At 68.7% G+C, this 20,942-nt stretch carries 20 protein-coding genes; 14 read left to right on the top strand and 6 right to left on the bottom strand.

Features of this window, described 5'->3' with window-relative positions; genetic code table 11:
- Nucleotides 1-87: 87 nt before the first annotated feature.
- Complete coding sequence (tkt, locus tag E3T22_RS03295; protein WP_134480318.1) at nucleotides 88-2,136, bottom strand: transketolase; 2,049 nt, start codon at nucleotides 2,134-2,136, stop codon at nucleotides 88-90.
- 96 nt (nucleotides 2,137-2,232) lie between these two features.
- Between tkt and E3T22_RS03290 the strand changes: the two genes are divergently transcribed.
- From E3T22_RS03290 to E3T22_RS03240, 11 genes are all read left to right on the top strand, one after another.
- Entirely contained in the window at nucleotides 2,233-3,408 is a 1,176-nt protein-coding gene (locus E3T22_RS03290) for an ROK family protein (protein ID WP_134480316.1), read from the top strand.
- A gap of 138 nt (nucleotides 3,409-3,546) precedes the next feature.
- A complete protein-coding gene (locus E3T22_RS03285) occupies nucleotides 3,547-4,008 on the top strand; it encodes a PTS sugar transporter subunit IIA (protein ID WP_134480314.1) in 462 nt (153 codons plus the stop codon).
- A 58-nt stretch (nucleotides 4,009-4,066) separates the two neighbouring features.
- Nucleotides 4,067-4,339 (top strand): PTS sugar transporter subunit IIB, encoded by a 273-nt coding sequence (locus E3T22_RS03280; RefSeq protein ID WP_088456877.1) that lies wholly within the window; start codon nucleotides 4,067-4,069, stop codon nucleotides 4,337-4,339.
- Between the two features lie 42 nt (nucleotides 4,340-4,381).
- Nucleotides 4,382-5,908, top strand: coding sequence for a PTS ascorbate transporter subunit IIC (locus E3T22_RS03275; protein WP_103461720.1), 1,527 nt, complete (start codon nucleotides 4,382-4,384; stop codon nucleotides 5,906-5,908).
- A gap of 177 nt (nucleotides 5,909-6,085) precedes the next feature.
- Nucleotides 6,086-6,307, top strand: coding sequence for a hypothetical protein (locus E3T22_RS03270; protein ID WP_088456875.1), 222 nt, complete (start codon nucleotides 6,086-6,088; stop codon nucleotides 6,305-6,307).
- Nucleotides 6,308-6,415: 108 nt separating this feature from the next.
- The gene (locus tag E3T22_RS03265; protein ID WP_134480312.1) at nucleotides 6,416-7,450 is read left to right on the top strand and encodes an NADPH:quinone reductase; all 1,035 of its coding nucleotides are present in this window, start codon (nucleotides 6,416-6,418) and stop codon (nucleotides 7,448-7,450) included.
- Nucleotides 7,451-7,488: 38 nt separating this feature from the next.
- A complete protein-coding gene (locus E3T22_RS03260) occupies nucleotides 7,489-7,890 on the top strand; it encodes a DUF2256 and DUF3253 domain-containing protein (protein WP_088456873.1) in 402 nt (133 codons plus the stop codon).
- A gap of 117 nt (nucleotides 7,891-8,007) precedes the next feature.
- Nucleotides 8,008-8,391, top strand: coding sequence for a PH domain-containing protein (locus E3T22_RS03255; protein ID WP_088456872.1), 384 nt, complete (start codon nucleotides 8,008-8,010; stop codon nucleotides 8,389-8,391).
- Between the two features lie 50 nt (nucleotides 8,392-8,441).
- A complete protein-coding gene (locus E3T22_RS03250) occupies nucleotides 8,442-9,743 on the top strand; it encodes a glycosyltransferase (RefSeq protein ID WP_134480311.1) in 1,302 nt (433 codons plus the stop codon).
- 147 nt (nucleotides 9,744-9,890) lie between these two features.
- Nucleotides 9,891-11,402 carry a sodium/proline symporter PutP gene (gene putP / locus E3T22_RS03245; protein ID WP_103430089.1) on the top strand — a complete coding sequence of 504 codons (1,512 nt, stop codon included), beginning with the start codon at nucleotides 9,891-9,893 and terminating at the stop codon, nucleotides 11,400-11,402.
- Nucleotides 11,403-11,478: 76 nt separating this feature from the next.
- Nucleotides 11,479-12,054 (top strand): heme-binding protein, encoded by a 576-nt coding sequence (locus E3T22_RS03240; protein WP_134480309.1) that lies wholly within the window; start codon nucleotides 11,479-11,481, stop codon nucleotides 12,052-12,054.
- A gap of 119 nt (nucleotides 12,055-12,173) precedes the next feature.
- Here the strand turns inward: E3T22_RS03240 and E3T22_RS03235 are convergent, their stop codons facing one another.
- From E3T22_RS03235 to E3T22_RS03225, 3 genes are all read right to left on the bottom strand, one after another.
- A complete protein-coding gene (locus tag E3T22_RS03235; protein WP_134480307.1) occupies nucleotides 12,174-12,533 on the bottom strand; it encodes a hypothetical protein in 360 nt (119 codons plus the stop codon).
- A 328-nt stretch (nucleotides 12,534-12,861) separates the two neighbouring features.
- Nucleotides 12,862-14,151, bottom strand: a complete 1,290-nt coding sequence (locus E3T22_RS03230) for an MFS transporter (protein WP_134480305.1) — start codon at nucleotides 14,149-14,151, stop codon at nucleotides 12,862-12,864.
- 11 nt (nucleotides 14,152-14,162) lie between these two features.
- Entirely contained in the window at nucleotides 14,163-14,750 is a 588-nt protein-coding gene (locus E3T22_RS03225) for a helix-turn-helix domain-containing protein (protein ID WP_103461706.1), read from the bottom strand.
- A 485-nt stretch (nucleotides 14,751-15,235) separates the two neighbouring features.
- On the opposite strand from E3T22_RS03225, the gene E3T22_RS03220 reads away from it, so the two are divergent.
- The 3 genes from E3T22_RS03220 to E3T22_RS03210 all read left to right on the top strand — a co-directional run bounded on the left by E3T22_RS03220 (nucleotide 15,236) and on the right by E3T22_RS03210 (nucleotide 19,762).
- Entirely contained in the window at nucleotides 15,236-17,407 is a 2,172-nt protein-coding gene (locus E3T22_RS03220) for a hypothetical protein (protein WP_134480303.1), read from the top strand.
- Nucleotides 17,408-17,513: 106 nt separating this feature from the next.
- Nucleotides 17,514-18,986 carry a peptide MFS transporter gene (locus tag E3T22_RS03215; protein ID WP_088456864.1) on the top strand — a complete coding sequence of 491 codons (1,473 nt, stop codon included), beginning with the start codon at nucleotides 17,514-17,516 and terminating at the stop codon, nucleotides 18,984-18,986.
- 17 nt (nucleotides 18,987-19,003) lie between these two features.
- Nucleotides 19,004-19,762: an alpha/beta fold hydrolase gene (locus E3T22_RS03210; RefSeq protein ID WP_134480301.1), complete on the top strand. Its 759-nt coding sequence runs from the start codon at nucleotides 19,004-19,006 to the stop codon at nucleotides 19,760-19,762.
- Between the two features lie 16 nt (nucleotides 19,763-19,778).
- Here E3T22_RS03210 and E3T22_RS03205 read toward each other — a convergent pair whose 3' ends face one another.
- On the bottom strand, nucleotides 19,779-20,426 hold the full coding sequence (locus E3T22_RS03205) for a cold shock and DUF1294 domain-containing protein (RefSeq protein WP_134480299.1): 648 nt from the start codon (nucleotides 20,424-20,426) through the stop codon (nucleotides 19,779-19,781).
- Nucleotides 20,427-20,473: 47 nt separating this feature from the next.
- Entirely contained in the window at nucleotides 20,474-20,806 is a 333-nt protein-coding gene (locus E3T22_RS03200) for an ATP-dependent DNA ligase (protein ID WP_134480297.1), read from the bottom strand.
- Between the last annotated feature and the right edge of the window lie 136 nt (nucleotides 20,807-20,942).

The following is a 20,942-nucleotide window of genomic DNA, read 5'->3' as shown; positions in this document are numbered from 1 at the left end:
CTTCTCTGAGATTCCGCGGGTTGGATGACAACGGAAATGATCGCGGCGTTGGCGGTTGGCGGTTGGTGGGATGTTGGTCGTGGAAGCTCACTCTGTGTAGAGCACGCTTGAACCAAGGGCCTCGTAGGCGGCGGAGATGACGTTATCGAGATGGATCCCGCGGAGGCGGAGCACTTCGGGACCGCTGCCGGATTCGCCGAACTCCTCGACCGAGACCACCTGGCCGTCCAGACCCACCCAGCGGTACCAGGCGTCGCCGCGGCCGGCCTCCACGGCCACCCGGGCGCGGAGCGCTGTTGGCAGCACCGACTCGCGGTAGTCGGCGCTCTGCTCGGCGAGCCACTCGACGCAGGGCATCGAGACCACCCGGGCGTTGACGCCGACCGAGGCGAGTTGGGTGGCGGCGTCGATGGCGAGGTGCACCTCGCTGCCGGTGGCAATAATCGCCAGGTCGTGGCCGTCGCCGTGCTGCCAGCGCACGTAACCGCCGGCGGTCACCCCGGCCACCGTCGTGTCGGTGCTCGCCAGCACGGGCAGGTCTTGCCGGCTGAGGATGAGCGCGACCGGGCGGTCGGGGGAGGCGAGGATGCGGCGCCAGGCGGCGACGACCTCCACGGAGTCGGCGGGGCGCACGACGTCCAGGCCCGGCACGGTGCGGAGTGACGCGATCTGTTCGACTGGCTGGTGGGTGGGGCCGTCTTCGCCGACGGCGACGGAGTCGTGGGTGTACACGTAGACCGCGCCGAGGCCCATCAGGGCGGCCAGGCGGATGCTCGGGCGCATGTAGTCGCTGAACACCAGGTAGGTGGAGGCGAACGGGCGCCACGGACCCTGCAGGGCGATGCCGCTGAGGATGGCGGCCATGGCGTGCTCGCGGATGCCGAACCTGATGAACTCGCCGGCCGGGTTGGCGGCGGAGAACCTGTCGCCGTCGACCTCCACGGTGGTGGAGCCGGCGAGATCGGCCGAGCCGCCCCAGAGTGGGGCCTGGCCCTGCAGGGCGCGGAGCACGGCGCCGTTGGTCTTGCGGGTGGCGATCTTGTCGCCGGGCTCGCCGAGCGTCACGGTGTCGAGGGCGGCGGTGGAGAATTCGCCGCCGCGGAAGGCGCGCCAGCGGGCTGCGGCCTCGGGCTCGCGGGTGGCCCAGGCGGCGAGGTCGGCCTCCCAGGCGGTGTGCATCCGCTCGCCGCGGGCGACGGCGCCGCGGGTGTGCGCGAGGGTCTCGGGGGCCACGAGGTCGCCGAGGGGCGCGTCGGGGGCGAAGCCCAGCGTGGTCTTCACTAGGGCGAGCTCGTCGGCGCCGAAGCCGCCGGAGTGCGCGGCGGAGGTTCCGCCGAACTTGGCCGACGGAGCGCCGATCACGGTGCGGAGGGCCACCAGGGTTGGCTTGCCGGTTCGCTCGGCGGCCTCGCGCAGGGTGGCCTCGAGGGCGTCGAGGTCGTTGGGGGTGTCGATCTCGAGCACCCGCCATCCGTAGGCCCGGTACCGGGCGCGCACGTCTTCGGTGAAGGTCGCGTCGGTGCCGGAGTCGATGGTGATGCCGTTGTCGTCCCAGATCAGCACCAGGTTGTCGAGGCCGAGGGTGCCGGCCAGGCTGGAGGCCTCACCGGAGACGCCCTCCTGCAGGCAGCCGTCGCCGGCGAGCACCCAGGTGGTGTGGTCGAGCAGGGCGGAGCCGGGGGTGAAAACGGCGCTCTCGTGCCGGGCAGCCATGGCCATGCCCACGGCGGAGGCGACGCCCTGGCCGAGCGGTCCGGTGCTCATCTCCACGCCTACGGTGTGGTGCACCTCGGGGTGGCCGGGGGTTCTCGAGCCCAGCGTGCGGCTCTTGGCGAGGTCGTCGAGGGTGAGGCCGTAGCCGGTGAGGAACAGCTGGGTGTAGAGCAAAAGACTGGCGTGACCGGCGGAAAGAACGAACCGGTCTCGGGCGGGCCAGTCGGGCTGGGCGGGGGAGTGGCGCAGGACCCGGGAGAACAACACGTGGGACACTGGTGCCAATGCCATGGCGGTGCCGCCGTGTCCGTGACCTTTGGCCTGCACCACGTGGGCGGCCAGGGCTTGGGCGCTCGCCACGGCTCGGGCGTCGAGCTCGGTGTGCGTCGTCGTTGACGGGGATTTCTTCGTTTCGGTAGCCATGCGAGACACTTTGGTATACAAATGTACTTAAGTCAATAAGGGGTTTGGCTGCCGTGTCAGCGCGCAGTCCGGTTCTTCGGAAGGAACGGGAATTCGATGGCGCACACTCTCTCCACCGGTTCGGGTGTGGTGCTGGGCTTGATTCGCTCCGGCCGGGCCACCACCCGCAGCGACCTGATCGATCAGCTCGGCTGGTCGCGCATCACCCTGGCCCGGCGGCTCGACGAGTTGTTGCTCGCCGAGATCGTGGTGAGCGTGGGGCAGCTCGATTCCCGCGGCGGCCGCCCGCCGGAGGAGTTCGCGGTGAACCCGAACGCCGGGCTGCTGCTGGCCGTGGACATCGGCGGCTCGCACACCCGCCTGGCTATCACCGACCTGGTCTCCACCATCCTCAGCGAGGACGAAGCCGACATTGGGCTGAGCGAGGGCCCGGCGGAGATCTTCGAGTGGGCCGGCCAGGTCTTCGACCACATGCTCGACAGGCTCGGCAAGACCCGCGCCGACGTGGTGGGCATCGGCGTGGGCGTGCCCGGCCCTGTCGACTTCGTCACCGGCAAGCTCGCCACCCCGCAGGTCTACGCCCAGTGGGAGGGCGTGCTGGTGAAGGACTACTTCGCCGGCCGGTACGAACACGCCGTGTTCGCGGTGGACCGCGACGTGAACATCATGGCGCTCGCCGAGGTGCGGCGTGCGTGGAGCTCCTACCGCGACGTGGCGGTGCTCAAGGCCGGCATCGGCGTGGGGCTCGCGTTTGTGCTCGACGGCTCGATTTACCACGGCTCGCGCGGGGGTGCCGGCGATCTGAGCGCGGTGGGCGCCGGCGGCGCGCGGATGCAGCGCCTCGAGACGATCGCCAGCGGCGCGGTGATGCGCCAGGAGCTGCTGGCCCGGGGCCGGAGCGTGCGCACCAGCAATGACATCGTGGGCCTCGCGCTGGCCGGCGACGCCGAGGTGCTGCGGCTGCTCGGCGAGACCGGCACCGCAATCGGGCGGAGCCTGGCCCACGTGGTGGGGCTGCTCAACCCGCAGGCCGTGGTGATCGGCGGCAACCTGGCCCAGGCCGGTGAGCCGTTCCTCGGGCCCATCCGGGAGGCGATCTTCGCCGGCGCCAGGGACTTCGCGCTGCAGGGCCTGGTGGTGGAGAAAACCCGGCTCGGCCACATCGCCGGGGTCACCGGGGCCTCCCTCATCGCGCAGGACGCCCTGTTCGAAGCCGACCGCATCAGCCGGCTCACCCGCGCCGGAGGCAGCGGCGTGTCGCTCCGCGCATAGGTTCCAACTCCCGACGGCCGATGACGCCTCTCAAAAAACTTTGGTGCACTTGTAGACAAAAGGTCGCCTAGGCTTATACAGTCATCCCAGTCGCTCTCGCAGGTTGAGACGGCTGGCACCCAACAAAGGAGTTCACCCGTGGCATTCAACCTCGCCGAAGCGCTGTCGTCGATTCAGACCCAGGCGGATGCCTCCGACTGGCGCGACGCGATTCGGCTGGCGGGCGCGGGCCTGGTCTCCGGCGGTGCCACCACGGCTGCCTACACCGACGAAATGATCGACGCCGTCGAGAAGCACGGCCCCTACATCGTGATCGCCCCGGGCATCGCCCTGGCGCACTCCCGTCCGTCGCCCGCGGTGCTCACCGGCGGACTCAGCTGGGTGAGCCTGGCCACCCCGGTGGAATTCGGCAACAAGGCCAACGACCCGGTCACCGTCGTGATCGGCCTGGCCGCCGTGGACCACGACGCTCACCTCCAGGTGATGCGGGCCCTGGCTGGGGTGCTCTCCGACGGCCTGGCCATGGAACGACTGCGCACCGCCACCTCCTCCGACGAGGTGCGCGCCGTGCTCGGCGAACTCGCCGCCGCTGCTGCGTAACGCGGCCCCCACGCATCCCCTTTTCACTCTCTCGTCTCACCCAATCGAAAGGCACCCCATGAAGATCGTCGCCGTCTGTGGAATGGGCATTGGAACGTCAGTGCTCCTGAAAATGAATGCCGAGAAGGTTCTCGCCAAGCTCGGTATCGATGCGGATGTTGAGGCCGCCGACATGGGTGTGGCTCGCGGCGCCGCGCAGACGGCCGAGATCGTGCTCACCTCGGAGGAGCTGGCCGAGGAGCTCGGCGATGTGCCCGCCGAGGTCATCATCATCAAGAACTTCTTCGATCTCGAGGAGATCACCGAGAAGCTCACCGCCGCCGTCGAGTAGTCCCTTTCACCTTCCCTTCTCACAGAATATGGAGCTCCCACAATGGAGTGGCTCGTCGTCGTACTGAACTTCATCGGACAGCAGATCCTCAACGTGCCTGCGTACCTGATCGGCATCATCACCGCCATCGGGCTCATGGCGCTCAAGCGCAACTCCGGGCAGGTGATCGGCGGCGCACTCAAGGCGGCCCTCGGCTTCCTGATCCTCGGTGCCGGCGCCAACGTCGTGGTGGGCTCCCTCGACCCGCTGGGCACACTGATCCTCGCGGTGACCGGCGCCCAGGGCGTCATCCCCACCAACGAGGTCATCACCGCGATCGCGCAGGACGAGTTCGGTGCGCAGAGCGCCTACGTGCTCACCCTCGGGTTCCTGGTGATGCTGGTCCTGGCCCGGTTCACTCCTCTTAAGTACGTGTTCCTCACCGGGCACCACATGGTCTTCATGGCCACCATGCTCACCGTGGTGCTCTCCGTCGGCTTCGGCAACGGGGCCAGCTGGCTCGTCGTTCTCATCGGTGCGCTGCTGCTCGGCGTGATCATGGTGGTCATGCCCGCGTTCGTGCACCCGTGGACCAAGAAGATCACCGGCAACGACACCATCGCCATCGGCCACTTCGGCACCCTCGGCTACATCGCCGCCGGTGCCGCCGGTCAGGCCGTGGGCCGCCGCAGCAAGTCCACCGAAGACATCAAGTTCCCGCAGGGCCTCAAGTTCCTGCGCGACTCGATGGTCGCCACCTCGCTGTCGATGGTGCTCATCTACATGGTCTTCGCCATCTGGGGCCTCATCGCCCTGCCGCTGCAGGAAGCCCTGGACATCTTCGGCTCCGCTGACGCGGGTGCGTTCATCATGGCCGCCTTCGCGCAGGCCCTGCAGTTCGGTGTCGGCGTCGCGATCATCCTCTATGGTGTGCGCACCGTCTTGGGTGAACTGGTTCCCGCGTTCCAGGGCATCGCTGAGAAGGTCGTCCCCGGCGCACGTCCGGCGCTCGACATCCCGATCGTGTTCCCGTTCGGCGCCAACGCCGTGCTGATCGGCTTCCTGAGCTCCTTCGCCGGTGGCCTCCTCGCACTCGGCGTGCTGGCGGTCTGGCTGAACCCGGTCTTCGGCCTCGCGCTGATCCTGCCCGGCATGGTGCCGCACTTCTTCACCGGTGGTGGAGCCGGTGTCTACGGCAACGCGACCGGTGGACGCCTCGGCGCGATGATCGGTGGTTTCGTCAACGGCGTGATCATCACCATCCTGCCCGCCATTCTGCTGCTGGTGCTCGGCGACTTCGGCTTCGCCAACAGCACCTTCGGTGACGCCGACTTCGGCTGGTTCGGCACCCTCGTGGGCGTCAGCGTCGGCGTGGGCGGCGGCCTCGCAGTGATTCTCGCGATCCTCATCGCCGTGGTGCTGGTCAGCGTCGCGATCGTCTACCAGATCCGCGTTGTGGACAAGGGCTGGGTGCCCGGGGCCAAGCGTGACGTCTGGATTGCGGAGGAGAAGGCGGCCGAGAAGGCCGTGCTCGACGCCGAGAAGGCTCGTCGCAAGGCGGAGAAGGAGGCGGCGGCCGAGGCCGTTTAGCTGCTTGAGTTTGTAGTATCGCCAGAGGGCGGCTCCGCGGTGCGGGGTCGCCCTCTGGCGTTGCATCCGTGATGGCCGCCTCAGGCTGGGGCCAGGCGAGCCGGTCGATACCGTGCAGCGCGCGCACAGGGTAGGGTCGATCTCTTCGGCAGGACCGAAGTCCCGAAACCAGGCCGCATGCGCAACTTCACCGTCACGACAACCTTTGATGGAACATGGTGGTTGTTTCTCATTGAGGAACTCGGCATTCTCGGGCAGATGCCCCATCGGCAAGACGTGCGCCCGGAGGCGCGCCTGCTCGCCGCGCTTTGGCTAGACGTGCAGCCCAACGCGGTGAACATCGGCCGGGTACGGTACGCGCGGATGCACTGGAGCCGGCTTGACCCTCGCGACCGGTAGTCCCCTTCTATCGACGACTGGTGGCCGCGAGGGCGAGACAGACGTTCCGGCGGCGACCTCGACCCGGCGCGAGGGAACCTTTCCGCTCCCGACAGCGTTGCCCCTGATATGAAAGCCATTGTGTACAGCCAGACCGGTGACCCGTCCGTGCTTCAGCTTGTGGATCGGCCGGTGACCGAACCCGGCGCGGGCGAGGTGCGGGTGCGAATGGTGGTCAGCGGGGTGAACCCCACCGACTGGAAATCGCGTCGCGGCTCGGCAGCAGGCGAGAAGCTGGCATTCGACGATGTCGTGCCCGGCCAGGACGGTGCCGGCATCGTGGACGCGGTCGGCGCCGGCGTGCAGCATGTCGCGGTGGGCGACCGGGTCTGGCTGGCGCTCGCCGCGTACCAGCGGGCGAACAGCGGCTCGGCCCAGGAATACGCCGTGCTCCCCGCGGAACGCGTCTTCGGGCTGCCGGCGAACGCGAGCTTCGACCAGGGCGCCAGCCTCGGGGTGCCGGCGATCACGGCGCATCGCGCGTTGACGGTGGCCGAAGACGGTCCGCGCCGGCTGCAGCCGGGGGCGCTGGCCGGCGAGGTGGTGCTCGTGGCGGGCGGCGCCGGGGCGGTCGGGCATGCCGCAATCCAGTTGGCCCGGTGGGCCGGAGCATCCGTCATCACCACCGTGAGCTCACCGGAGAAGGCGGCACTGGCCACCGCCGCCGGCGCTCAGCACGTGCTCACCTACACCGACCCGGACATCGTCGCCCAGATCCGAGCGATCGCACCGGAGGGGGTGGACCTGATCGTGGAGGTCGCACCCGCCCAGAATGCGCGGCTCGACCTGGCGGTCATCCGCAATCGTGGGTCGATCGCGGTCTACGCCAACAACGGCGGCGACCAGATGACCCTCGACGTGCGCCAGCACTTCAGCCTCAACGTGCGCTACCAGTTCGTGCTGCTCTACACGGTGGGGATGGACGCGATTCGGGCCGCGGCCGAGGACATCACCGCCGCCCTCGTCGACGGCGCGCTCGCCGTGGGGGAGGAGGCCGGGCTCCCGCTGCACCGCACCGATCTCGCGCACACGGCGGATGCTCACGCGCTGGTGGAGAGCGACGTGGTGGGGAAGGTGCTGATCGACGTGGCGGCCGGCCAGTAGGCGAGCGCTCAGGGCAGGAATCCCGCAGGATAGAAGGCATGGCCCACCGTCAACGCACCCCCGCCTCTCCCGATGATCGGGCAGACAAGACCTGCGCCTCGTGTGGACGGCGCATCGAGTGGCGCGCCAAGTGGGCTGACAACTGGGATGCGGTGAAATACTGCTCCGCCGCGTGCCGCTCACACGGCGTCAACTCGACCGACCTCCGGCTGGAGGAGACCATCGTGACCCTGCTGAATGCGCGGGCGCAGGAAGCCACGATCTGTCCGTCCGACGCGGCGCGGGCAATCGGCGGCGAGGAGTGGCGCGACCTCATGGAGCCGGCCCGACGAGCCGCCCGGCGGATGGTCGCCCGCGGAGAACTGCAGATCACGCAGGGTGGTTCCGTGGTGGATCCGTCGACCGCGAAGGGGCCGATCCGGTTGCGGCGACCGCGGTAGGGCGCATCGGAAGCCCCGCTATGGGGGTCTGCCGCTGCCCGAGCGCGTGGCCGACGAGCAATAGATTGGCCGTGCCGCATCCGTTCAGACGCGGTGAACCTGACCCAAAGGACTCCCATGGATACCGCTGCAATCACCGCCTGGACATTCGTCTCCGAGGTTCCGATCCCGGCCGACGTTGAACCCATGCTTGTTCCGGGGGAGAAGGCGGTCGCGGCGTACAAGACGTTCCGGGACAGCGCGGTGTTCACGACCAAGCGTCTTATCGTGCGGGATGCTCAGGGGATCACCGGCAAGAAGGTCGAGATGTACTCGCTGCCGTACTCCAGCGTGAACATGTGGTCGTCGGAGAACGCCGGCTCGCTCGACATGAACGGGGAAATCGAGTTGTGGACGCGCGCCGGTCACATCAAGATCAAGGTGGGCAAGGCCGTCGACGTGCGAGCGCTGGACCGCCTCATCACCCACGCCGTGCTCGGCGCCGAGCTGGCGGTCGTCTAGAAACCGGCGCGGTCGTCGCCGGAACCGGCAATCGGCGTACTATCACCGGCATGACCGGCGACGCGTCGACCTCCGAGAGCACCGTCACACCGCGCACCTACCTGTTCGTCCTCACCGACGGCGGTGGCACCGTTCCTCCGGAGCTCGGTGTCGCCCGCCGGCTGGTCGACCGGGGGCACCGAGTCACCGTGCTCGCGGACAAGTCGCTGGCGGACCAGGTGCGCAGCACCGGCGCGATGTTCGTGCCCTGCCGGTGGAGCCCGGCCGAGGCGTTCCGCGACTATGAGCTGCGCACCCCGACGAGCCTCGCGCGGGTGATCGCCGACTACATGTTCACCGGTCCGGCGCCGGCCCAGGCCAGGGACACGACGGTCGCTTTGGACGCCGTGCGGCCGGATCTGCTGGTCACCTCCTCCTTTGCGCTCGGCGCCATGATCGCCGCCGAGGCCCACGGATGCCCGTTCGACGTGCTGCTCCCCAACTCCTACCCGTTGCCGGCCGCGGGCATGCCGCCGTTCGGGTCCGGGCTGTCACCCGTGCACGGACCGCTCGGGCGACTGCGGGATGAGACCATGACCGCCCTGGGCGCCCGGATGATCGACCGGTACGCGCTGGAGAAGATCAACGCGGTGCGGTCCGACTACGGTCTCGGCCCGGTCGCGCACATGTGGGACCAGATCCATCACGCCCGACGTCAGCTCGTGCTCACCTCCCGGGCGTTCGACTTTCCGGCGACGCTGCCGCACAACGCCCGCTATGTGGGGCCGATCCTGGACGATCCGGCCTGGGCGGCCGAGGAGAAATGGGCCGCGCCGGCCGGTGACAACCCGCTGGTCCTGGTCGCGATGTCCTCCACATTCCAGAACCAGGTGGACTGCCTGCAACGGGTCGTCGACGCGCTCGGCAGCCTGCCCGTGCGGGGCCTGGTGACCACGGGGCCCACGGTTCCCGCCGACGCGCTCCGGGCACCGGCGAATGTCACGGTGGTGGATTCGGCGCCGCACCGCGAGGTGATGCGCCAGGCCAGCCTCGTCGTCACCCACGGTGGCCACGGCACCGTCATCAAGGCGCTCGCGGCGGGACTGCCCCTGGTGATCCTGCACCACGGCCGCGACCAGGCCGACAACGCCGCCCGGGTCACGGCCCGCGGCGCCGGCGTGGCGGTGTCGCGGCGCGCACCAGCACCGCGAATCGCCCGGGGCGTGAGCACGGTGCTGGGCACCGACGACTACCGACAGGCCGCCGAAGCGCTGGGCCAGGCGATCCGACACGACGCCGCCGGCACTGCCCTGCTCGACGAGCTCGAGACCCTGATCCCGGCGACCGGACGGACCAATCCGTCCACGCCGTAACCGAGCCGGTGAACGACCCCGTGGCGACGCCGTTCGGGCTGTGCGACTTCACAGAAACTCGTTTGTGTGTGAAACTTGACGACTTCTCGTGCCCGCTTGCGGCATCCGAGTGCCCGCAGGCCGGGCATCCGAACAAAAGGAACTCCAATGACGGATCAAACTTTTCAGTTGGCGGCGATTGTGCTGTACTTCGCCGGGATGCTCGCGATCGGCTGGTTTGCCTTTCGGCAAACGAAGGATCTGGACGACTACATGCTCGCCGGCCGCGGCCTGAAGCCCGGCACCGCGGCGCTCAGCGCCGGCGCATCCGACATGTCCGGTTGGCTGCTGCTCGGCCTGCCCGGCGCCATCTACGTGTCCGGTCTGGTGGAGGCGTGGATCGCGATCGGCCTCACCATCGGCGCCTGGCTGAACTGGAAGTTCGTGGCCCCGCGGCTGCGCTCGTACACCCACGTGTCCAACAACTCCATCACCATCCCGAGCTTCTTCGAGAATCGGCTCAAGGACACCTCGCGTCTGCTGCGCGTGGTCTCCGGTGTGATCATCCTGGTGTTCTTCACGTTCTACGTGTCCTCCGGCATGGTCGCCGGCGGGGTGTTCTTCGAGAACTCGTTCGGCTCCACCTTCCTGGCCGGGATGCTCATCGTCGCCGGCGTCACCCTGCTCTACACCCTCTTCGGCGGCTTCCTCGGCGCCACCCTCACCGACGTCGCGCAGGGCCTGCTGATGCTCGCCGCCCTGATCGTGGTGCCCGTGGTGGCCCTCTCCGCCACCGGCGGCATCGGCGCCACCATCGACTCCATCCGCGAGGTCAACCCCGACCTGCTCTCGCTCACCGCCGGCGGATCCGTGCTCGGCGTCATCTCCGCCGCCGCGTGGGGCCTGGGCTACGTCGGCCAGCCGCACATCCTCGTGCGGTTCATGGCGCTGCGAAGCCCGCAGGACGCCAAAGCCGGCCGCCGGATTGGCATCGGCTGGATGATCCTCACCGCCCTCGGCGCCCTGGCCACGGCGCTGATCGGCATCGCCTACTTCCAGCAGAACCCCGACGTCACCCTGGACAACCCGGAAACCGTGTTCCTGCTCCTCTCGCAGATCCTGTTCCACCCGTTCGTCGCCGGTCTGGTGCTGGCGGCGGTGCTGGCCGCGATCATGAGCACCATCTCGTCGCAGCTGATCGTCTGCTCGTCGGCCCTGGTCGAGGACCTGTACAAGATCGTGGGCAAGAAGGATGCGACGCCCAAGCAGCTGGTCATGCTCGGCCGTCTGGGTGTGCTGCTGGTGGCCCTCGTCGCCGGGCTGATCGCACTGAACCGGGATTCGACCATCCTGGAACTGGTCGGCTTTGCCTGGGCCGGTTTCGGTGCGGCGTTCGGCCCTGTGGTGCTGCTCTCGCTGTACTGGAAGAAGCTCTCCACCTGGGGTGCCCTGGCGGGCATGGTCACCGGTGCCGTGGTTGTGTTCGTCTGGGGCAACTCCGAGCTGAGTGCCACGATGTATGAGATCGTGCCGGGCTTCCTCGCGAGCCTGCTGGTGACCGTGGTGGTCTCGCTGGCCACCTACAAGCCGTCGATGGAGATTGAGGCGGAGTTCGACGAAGCCGTGGCGCAGGCCCACCACAATTACACGAAGCCGGAAGCTGCTCCGGCCGCCGTCTAGTTCTCGGCACTGCTTTCGTTCGTACCCCGCCCCGACCGATCATGGTCGCGGGCGGGGTGCGTTGTAGCGTGGGGGTGTGACCGAAAAGCAGCCGTACGACAGTGTGCAGAGGTACGACGACTTCGAGGTGCGCCGCTATCCCGGCCATGTGCTGGCCGAAATCGTGGTCGGTGGGCCGTTCGACGAGGCCGGCAACCGGGCCTTCCGTTCTCTGTTCGCCTACATCAGCGGAGAGAACGTCTCCCGCACCAAGGTGGCGATGACGGCGCCGGTGGTGCAGGATGCCGCCGGATCGCGGATTGCTATGACCGCCCCGGTGGTGCAGGAGCCTGTCGATGCCGGGGATGCCGCGGACGGCGGCTACCGGGTGGCGTTCGTTCTGCCGGCGAGCCTCACCATCGACAGCGCCCCGCGCCCGACCAACAGCGAGGTGCACCTGCGTGCCGTGCCTGAGGCACTCGTGGCCGTCATCCGTTACCGCGGGCGCTGGACGCAGGACAGCTACACGCGGCACCTCGACGAACTGCGGCAGGCCATCTCGGCCGCCGGGCTCACCCCGGTCGGGCCGCCGCGATTCGCCCGCTACGATCCACCGTTCAAGCCCGCGTTCCTGCGGCGCAACGAGGTGCTGATCAACGTCAACGCATCCTGAGCCGGCCGGCACCTCGAAAAGAGGAAACAGTGACTTTATTAAGACGGAATCGGGCGCAGCATCCTAATTTGCGACCTATCTCCTCTTAATCGTTCGTCCCTCGGTCTCAGCGGCCCCCGTCAGAAAATGACGAGCAGGATGCCGACCACGAGGCAGACGCCCAGAAGGTAGAGCGTGTTGCGCGCGGTTGAGCGGAACACCGGTTGCCGCTGCCGCCGCGCGAGAAGTGCCACTGGAACCGCCGCCGCCACCAGCACGATCAGCAGACCGACCGCTCCGACGATAGTGGCGAAGACCTCTTCACCATCGTTCGAATTGGGATCGCCCGGCCACCAGCCGTTGGCGTCGCCGATCGCCTGGAGCCCCAAGCCGAGAACAAGCACCGGCCAGAAGGCGATGGCGACCGCGATCAGGTCGATCAGGATGACCCCGGTGATGAATAGTCGACGGCTGCGTGTCGCTTGGCTGTCGGCGATCACCAGCTCTGGTCCCGGGGCACGATGACGGCGTTGCTCTGCATGGGCTCAGCCTAAGGTGGCCCACCTGAGGGACTGTCGAGGACGTCGGCACGAACCCTAGCGCGGCGGCCATCGTGCCGGGGGCCAGGTGGGCTGGGCCGATGCAGATCAACGACGTGGTTGGGCCAACGCGCGAGCTCGGGGACGGTCTGGGCTGGCTCGATGTCGTTGTGCGGGCGAGGCGCCGGTATGCGGGTGGCGCGCCACCCGCATAGCGGCGCTGCACCCGCATAGCGCCGCTGGCGCGACATCAGGGCAGCCGCGGGCAGCCACGGGCAGCCGCGGTGGATCAGGTGTCGGTCGTCGGCGCCGGCTGCCGCTCCATCTGGCGCCAGGCGCCACCGGTGAGCGGGCTCAGCGTGACGAGAGTGTAGGCGACGGCGATGATGCCGAAGGATGCCGCGAGGCCGATGGTGTCGGCGGCGATACCGCCGAGCAGGGCGCCGAACGGCACGCCCGCCCAGGCGCCGGCGTTGATCATGCCGAACACCCGGCCGCGCATGTGCGGGGGAACGCGTTCGAGCTCCACTGTGCCCAGGATCGGGTTGATCGCCCCGGCGGCCAGGCCGGACAGGGCGGTCATGGCGACGAGCACGGGCAGTGGAGCGCCGAGGGCGAAGGCTGCGCTCGAGGGCCCGCCGGCCAGGGCGAAGCACGCCGCAAACGTCAGCCGGCGAGGAACGCGGTGGGCGACGAAACCGAAGACGACGTTGCCGATTAGGGCGCATCCGCCCATGACCGCGACCAGCAGACCCAGCACGGCCGCGCCGCCCAGGCGATCGTTCGCGTAGAGGGGCAGCAGGGTCGCACCGCGGGCCGCGTCGAACAGGTTCGTGATGAGAACCAGGCCCACAATCAGCCGCATCAGCGGGTCGTGGATGACAAACTGGAATCCCTCGGCGAGGTCGGCCCAGTAGCTGGTTCGGGGCGCGTCGGAGCGGTCGACGGCCGTGGTTTGGGCGGAGTCGGCGGGCAGAACGGCCACGAACGCCCAGGTGAGCAGCGCCGAGACCGCGAAGGTGGCGGCGTTGACGAACAGGGCCGCCATCGGCCCCACCAGCGCCACGAGCAGGCCGGCGATGGAGGCGCCGATCAGCCTCGCGAAGCGTTCCGAGCCGTCGAGCAGGCCGACGCTCTGCTCGAGGCGTACTCCTGCCCGGGCGGTCAGGCTCGGCAGCATCACCCGCCGGGCGGTCTGCCCGGGGGTGTCCAGCAGGCCGCCGGCGAACACCAATAAGAGGAGTGCCCAGAACGGCAGGCCGACGGTGAGGGCGAGCACCGGGATGGTCAGCACGGTCGCTCCGCTGACCAGGTCGGCGACGATGGCCGCGCGGCGGTGGCCGACCCTGTCGACGACGACCCCTCCGAGCGCTCCGCCGATCACCACCGGGGCGGTGGCGAAGAACGCGGCGACGCCCACCTCGACCCCGGAGCCGCCGAGGCCGAGCACGTAAAAGGGGATGGCGAACGCGGTCACGACGTTGCCCGTTTGGGAGATGGCGTGCGCGGTGAGCAGCGCGGTGAGGGAACCGGTGGCGCGGCGGTCGCGGGGGCGCGCCTCCGTGGTGGGTGTGGTCATCGGTGGGCCGGTCAGGGTCGGCGATAGGCCTGGTAGACCAGCACCACGGGTTCGGCGCCGTCGCTGCCGGCGGGGTCGTGGGCGGCCCCGGTCTCGACCCAGCGGTCCACGAGCGCCTCGAGTTCGGCGCGCATGGCGGTGAGCTCCTCGACGGTCAGGCGCAGGCTGCGGTCACCGCTGGCGGCGGCGCCGACCCAGTCGCGGGGGAGGTTCGGTGTTGCGTCGATGTAGTCGGTGTACCGGGCGGCGTAGGCCTGGGCGATCGACTTCTGCAGGCTCGCCGAGGCGGCGAGCTGGTCGGGATCGTCGAGCAGATCGGCGGGCTCCCAGCTGGTGAGCGCGGTGGTGGCCTGCCACCAGTGTTCGCGCTGGTCGCTGCTCTGCGCCTCGGCGGGCTCGATCAACGCGATGGAGGCCAGCTTGCCGAGGTGGTAGCTGATGGTGCCCGGGGCCTCGTCCACGATGTCGCCGAGCTGCGCCGCGGTCTGCGGTCCGAGTTCGCGCAGCAGTCCCAGCAGACGCAGACGGGTCGGATGCGCGAGCACCCGCATTGAGGCGGCCGACGTGAGCGTGGTTCGGCGGGTATCGCGGGGAGTCATGCCCCGACGATATAAGAACAACGATCATTGCGCAACACTCGTTGTGCATTCTCGGCAGGGCGAGAGGTGTCGGTGGGGGCGCTGCGGCGCCGGACGCGCATCCCGAACTCTGCGGGTCAAGCGCCGTTGTGCGGGTGGCACGCCACCCGCATAACGGCGTATGACCCGCATGCCTTGGCTGGCGCATGACTCTGGCGCGACCGCGGGGGAGTCAGGCCCAAAAGGACAGCCTGGGGGAGCGTCTAGTGGTGTTGCGCCTTGGCGATCTTCTTCGCGTTGTGTGTGGCCAGCTTCTGCAGATGGGCGCGACCCTTCTTGGCCTCCGGCCCGTTCCAGACTTTCCGGGCCCACGCTCCACCCGCTCGTATGAACCCCGGCCGGCCTTGGTGCCGAGGCGTAACTGACGAGGTGGAGGGCGGACGGACCTGTGGAGAGAACTGAGGATAACTCTTGACGCGACGGAACTTAACCGGTTTAGTTGACGAATGACGTACAACGATGTTCGATCAAGCTCCTGTTCATCCGCTCACTCACGGCCGGGCCGTTTCGCCCTGGCCGCCACCCTGTCGGTCGCCCTCGTCGGCACCGGCGCCCTGGCCGCCGTGCCAGCGTCGGCGGCCACCACCACTACCGGCACCACCACAAAAAGCACCCCGGCGGCTCTCCCGGCCGCCGAAGCATCCGCCCCGCTCACCAACCTCAGCCACCTCAACTTCCTGCTCGCCGAGGTGCCCCTGCCGGTGATCGCCGGGCACACCACCTACCAGGCCGCGGAGAACCCGGTGGTCGAGGCACCCTGGACCTATGCCGACAAGAACGACGACGGCAGTTACAGCCCGATCGGCGGCGGTGTCCTCGACCCGGCCACCGGCTACTACAGCCAGGGCGCGTTCAACGCCGACGACACCTCCCGCGCTGCCGTGGTGTACCTGCGGCATTGGCAACAGACCGGCGACACGACGAGCCGGGACCACGCCTTCCAGACCCTGCGCTCGCTCACCTACTTGCAGACCACTGAGGGACCCAACGCCGGCAACGTGGTGCTCTGGCAGCAGGTGGACGGCACCCTGAACCCCAGCGCCAAGCCCGTCGAGCTGCCCGACCCGAGCGACTCGGACGAGTCCTACTGGCTGGCCCGCACGGTGTGGGCGCTCGGCGAGGGCTACGCCGCGTTCGCCGACGAGGACCCGGAGTTCGCCGCGTTCCTCGAGGAGCGGCTCAACCTCAGCCTGGCCGCGCTCAACGCCGGGTCGCTCGGCGACTACCCCAGCTACGACGTCGCCGACGGCGACCCGGTGCCGGCCTGGCTGATCGCCGACGGCGCGGATGCGTCGGCCGAGGCCGTGCTCGGCCTCGCCGCCTACCTGCAGGCCGAGCCCGCCGGCCCCACCGTGGCCGTGGCCGAAACCGCGCTCAGCCAGCTGAGCGAGGGCATCGCGGCGATGTCGACGGATGAGGGCGCCAGCGGCGACTGGCCGTTCGGCGCGATCATGCCGTGGACGAAGTCGCCCAGCCTGTGGCACGCCTGGGGCGGGCTGGCCCCGGCGGCCGTGGCGACGGCATCCGGGGTGCTCGACGACCCGACCCTGCTCGCGGCCGCGGTTCAGGACACCGCACAGTTCACCCCGCAGCTGCTCGCCGCGGGCGGACCTGACAACGCCTGGTCGCCGACCCCCGGCGAGGCGCAGATCGCCTACGGCGTCGATTCCCGGCTACAGAGCCTGGTGGCCACCGCTGAGGCCGCCGACGCCCCCGGGCTGCTGAACCTCGCCGCGATCACCGCCGGCTGGTACTTCGGCGCGAACCCCAGTGGCCTGCCGGCGTACGACCCGGCCACGGGCACCGCCATCGACGGCATCGAGCCGGACGGCGGGGTGAACCCCAACTCCGGCGCCGAGTCGACCATCCACGCGCTGTTCTCGATGCTCACCCTGGACGCCAACCCCGACCTCAAGGCCGCGGCCCTGGGAATCACCGCCACGGTGGCCACCGACGGGCTCAGTGTGGTGGAGGCCGAGTCCGGGACGATCACCGGCGGCACCGTGACCACCCCGGCCTCGGCCTGGACCGGTGAGGCCAACTGGTCCGGCGGCGCCTACGTGGACCTGGCGGCGGGCGGCACCCTGCGCATCACCGTCCCGACCGACGACCAGGCGCGCCGGGTGCACCCGATCGTGAACCAGGTCGTCGACCCCGCTGGCACGACCACGTGGACCGTCGGCAGCAAGCAGCCGGGCAAGGGCAAGGCCCCGCTGTTGGGCAGCACAGCCAACGGCGGCGCCGGCGAGCAAGGCGTCACCGAGGTGCCCGGCCAGCTACTGCCGCTGCCACTGGCCAACACCCTGCCGGGCAAGGCCAGCGAGGTCGTCGGCACGACGGATGCTTCGGTGCAGCTGGACGCGCTGCTGATCCAGCCGCTGATCTCCACGGTCGCGGTGACCGGGCCGGACGGCTACTCGACGCTGTTCGTGAGCGCCGACGTCGCTGACACGAAGCGCCGCATCGACGTGCCGCGCGGGCAGCAGCTGGTGCAGCAGGCCTTCGACGCTGCCGGCCAGCCGATCCCCGACGCGCACAAGGGCAAGGGCGACAAGCGCGGCGGCACGGTGTTCATCGCCGCCGGCGGGTTCACCCAGGTGTGGTTCGAGGCTCGATGACTCGCGAATTCGACATCACGGATGCCGCGGAGCGCCATAGCCTATGCCGCCCGCGTCAGCCGACCCACGGTATTCGGAGTTTCGCCTCCGTAGTATCGTCGGAACAATGACAAACATTGCGGAGTCAGCGGCAGGCACCCCACAGGACGACCATCGGTTCTTTGGTCAGCCTCGGGCGCTGGCCAGCATTTTCGGTGTCGAGATGTGGGAACGCTTCTCGTTCTACGGGATGCAGGGCATCCTGCTGCTCTATTTGTACTACTCGGCGGCGGAGGGCGGCCTCGATATCCCGCAGGCCACGGCCGCGGGCATCGTCGGGGCGTACGGCGGAGCGGTTTACCTCTCCACCATCCTGGGCGCCTGGATCGCCGACCGGCTGGCCGGTTCCGAACGGGTGCTCTACGTCAGTGCGGTCGTCATCATGGTCGGGCACATCGCCCTGGCCCTGATCCCGGGCGTCGCCGGAGTCATCGTCGGCCTGATCCTGATCGCGCTCGGCAGCGGTGGTCTCAAGGCCAACGCGACCTCCGTGGTCGGCACGCTGTACCGCAAGGACGATCCCCGCCGCGACGCCGGTTTCTCCCTGTTCTACCTCGGCATCAACCTGGGCGCGTTCTTCGGCCCGATCCTCACCGGACTGCTGCAGTCAACCATCGGCTTCCACTACGGATTCGGTCTGGCCGCCGTGGGAATGGCGATCGGTCTGACCCAGTACTCGTTCGGGCGCAAGCGCCTGCCCGACTCCTCCCGCGAGGTGCCCGACCCGCTGCCGCGCAGCAAGTACCTGCCGTACGCGATGATCGCGGCCGCGTTCATCGTGCTCATCGTGGTGCTGGTGCTCATGGGGATCATCACCGCCTCGAACCTGGTGACCATCGTCATCGGCGTGACGATCGTCGCATCCGTGTCGTACTTCGTCGTGATTCTCACCAACCGGAACATCACCACGGTGGAACGGAAGCGCGTGTACGCGTTCATCCCGCTGTTCGTGGCGAGTGTGGCGTTCTGGTCGCTCTACCAGCAGCAGTTCACCGTCGTGACGCTCTACTCGGACCTGCGGCTTGACCGCGTGTTCTTCGGCTGGGAGATGCCGGTGTCGTGGGTGCAGTCAATCAACCCGGTCTTCATCATCGTGCTGTCGGGTGTGTTCGCTGCGCTGTGGACCAAGTGGGGCTCGAAGCAGCCGTCCACGCCGGTGAAATTCGCCTTCGGCACAGCGATCATGGGCGTGGGGTTCCTTTTCTTCCTGCCGTTCGCCGGGGGCGCGGCCAACTCGACCCCGTTGCTGGCAATGGTCGGCATCCTGCTGGTCTTCACCGTCGCGGAACTGCTGCTCTCACCCGTCGGGCTGTCCGTCTCCACGAAGCTCGCGCCCGAACTGTTCAAGACCCAGATGGTCGCGCTGTTCTTCCTGTCGGTCGCCCTCGGCACCGCCATCTCCGGTCTGCTGGCCGAGTGGTACGCGGTGGCCCCCGAACACCTGTACTTCGGGGTGCTCGGTGGCATCGCCATTGTGCTCGGGATTATCCTGGCGCTGTTCGCCCGGCCGATCCTGCGGCTGATGGGCGGGGTGCGCTAACCGACCGAGAGGGTGCCATGGAGCCGTCGCCGACGCCAACCACGGATCTGGAGTTCATCGAGCTCGGCTCCGGCCCGGCGTTCACCATGCTGCATCCCGGCGGCACCGACGCGCGCGCGCTCGCCCCGATTATTGAGCGTTTCGCCGAGCGGTATCGAGTGCTGGCGCCGGACCGGCGGGGGCACGGCCGCACACCCGACACCGACGGCCCACTAACGTTCGAGGGGATGGCGGACGACAGCATCCGCTTTCTGGAGCAGCACACCGCGGGCCCGTCCCCGCTATTGGGCTACAGCGACGGTGCCGTCGTGGCGCTGCTCGTGGCTCTGCGGCGACCCGACCTGGTGTCGCAGTTGGTGTTCGTCTCCGGTGTCTATTCGCTGGCGGGGTGGCCCGCCGGCACCCTGAATGCCGACGTGCCGGAATTCATGGTCGACGCCTACGCCGAGGTCTCACCGGATGGCCGGGAGCATTACGCCGTCGTGGCCGGGAAGCTGGCCCGGATGCACCAACAGGGTCCGACGCTGACGACGGCGGACCTCGCCGCGATACGGATGCCGGTGCTCGTGCTCGTCGGCGACGATGACGACATGGCGCTGGAGCACATCGTGGAGCTCTACCGCGCCTTGCCCGCCGGCGAGCTCGCGGTGGTGCCGCACGCGTCGCACGGTGTGCTGGTGGAGAAGCCGGACCTGTGCCGGGATCTCATCGTCGAATTCCTCCGGCCCGACAAGCCGGACACCTTCGCCGCGGTGCGCCGCGCGCACTCGGCCTGAGCCGGGAGACCCGCCGCTAGAACAGGGGGCGTCGGGTCCACTCGACGAACAGTGCGAAAGCCGGCGTCGCGAACACCAAGAAGACGATCAGGTTGACGATCACGCTGCCCCGAAACGCCGACCGGAAACTGGCCTTCTGGGTCTTGTGCCGCAGCGTCTGCTGGGCGACGATGGCGCCCGGCCAGCCGCCGATGACGCCCCACAGAAGAAGAGTCGTCTCCGACACGCGCCAGCGCCCCGCGGTGGCCGCCGACTTGTCGACCGCGTAAAGGGAGAAGCAGACGATGCTGGCGGCGAGGTAGAGACCGGCGACCCACACGGGGATCGGCCAAAGTGTGTTCACGACGAGGTAGCCGGCCACGAAGAACAGGATCGGGAGGTACCGTGCGGCGCGGGATGTGCGCCGGGCGGGGGTGCGACCCGACGACGACAGCATCCGTTTGCCCGCCGGGTGCACCCGTGCGGCACGGCGTTTGCCGTCTGCCGACTGCTCGATATCGAAGGTGAGCGCCTCGCCGAGTTGCGGCCGCGTGTGGCCGGCCGGGAACGCCTTGATATGCACGAAGGTTTTGCCGGTTCCCTGAGCGGGAGTGATGAAGCCGAATCCGCGGTCGTCGTCCCACGCGGTCAAGGTGCCGTGCACTCGTTCAGTTCGGGAACCCATGGCTCGAGCGTAACGGGCGCCGAGCCACCATGGCCCCGCTCAGCGGTTCACGGTGCGGCGTGCGGATCCGCAGCCGTGGTGAGCGCGTTCGGTTCGGGCAGTGCGGACATACCCTCTGGTGTGTCGGCGGAGCGCACGAGAGCTTCGATCCAGCGGGGATTGAGCGTTGGCTTCAATCGATCGGTGAACCTGTAGAGGATTGAAATGTGGGGGTGGATCCAGATCGAACCTCGACCGCCGTCGCCATCTCTGTCCTGTCGCCAGGAGAACTGGAAACTCTCGTTCGAGTGCAGCTTCACCGCGAAGGCAACCTGAAGATGGGCGAGCATCCGATCGTTGAAGTCGATTCTGAGGCTCGAGTCGTAGACCAGATGTCCCATCAGATGACCTCCCTCACGGTGTGCTTGGCGAGACCCTATGCCTGGCAGGCCGGGATCGCTGGGGGGTTGCGCACAGGGGGTAGCGTGCCGGTCGGCCCTTGCCGTTTGGTGAGGTCTGGGTGTCAATTGGATGCAG

The organism is Cryobacterium sp. TMB3-10, assembly GCF_004402305.1.
GTDB lineage: Bacteria > Actinomycetota > Actinomycetes > Actinomycetales > Microbacteriaceae > Cryobacterium > Cryobacterium zongtaii.
Note: the sequence above shows the minus strand (reverse complement) of the source record. Positions and strands in the feature narration are given on the sequence as shown.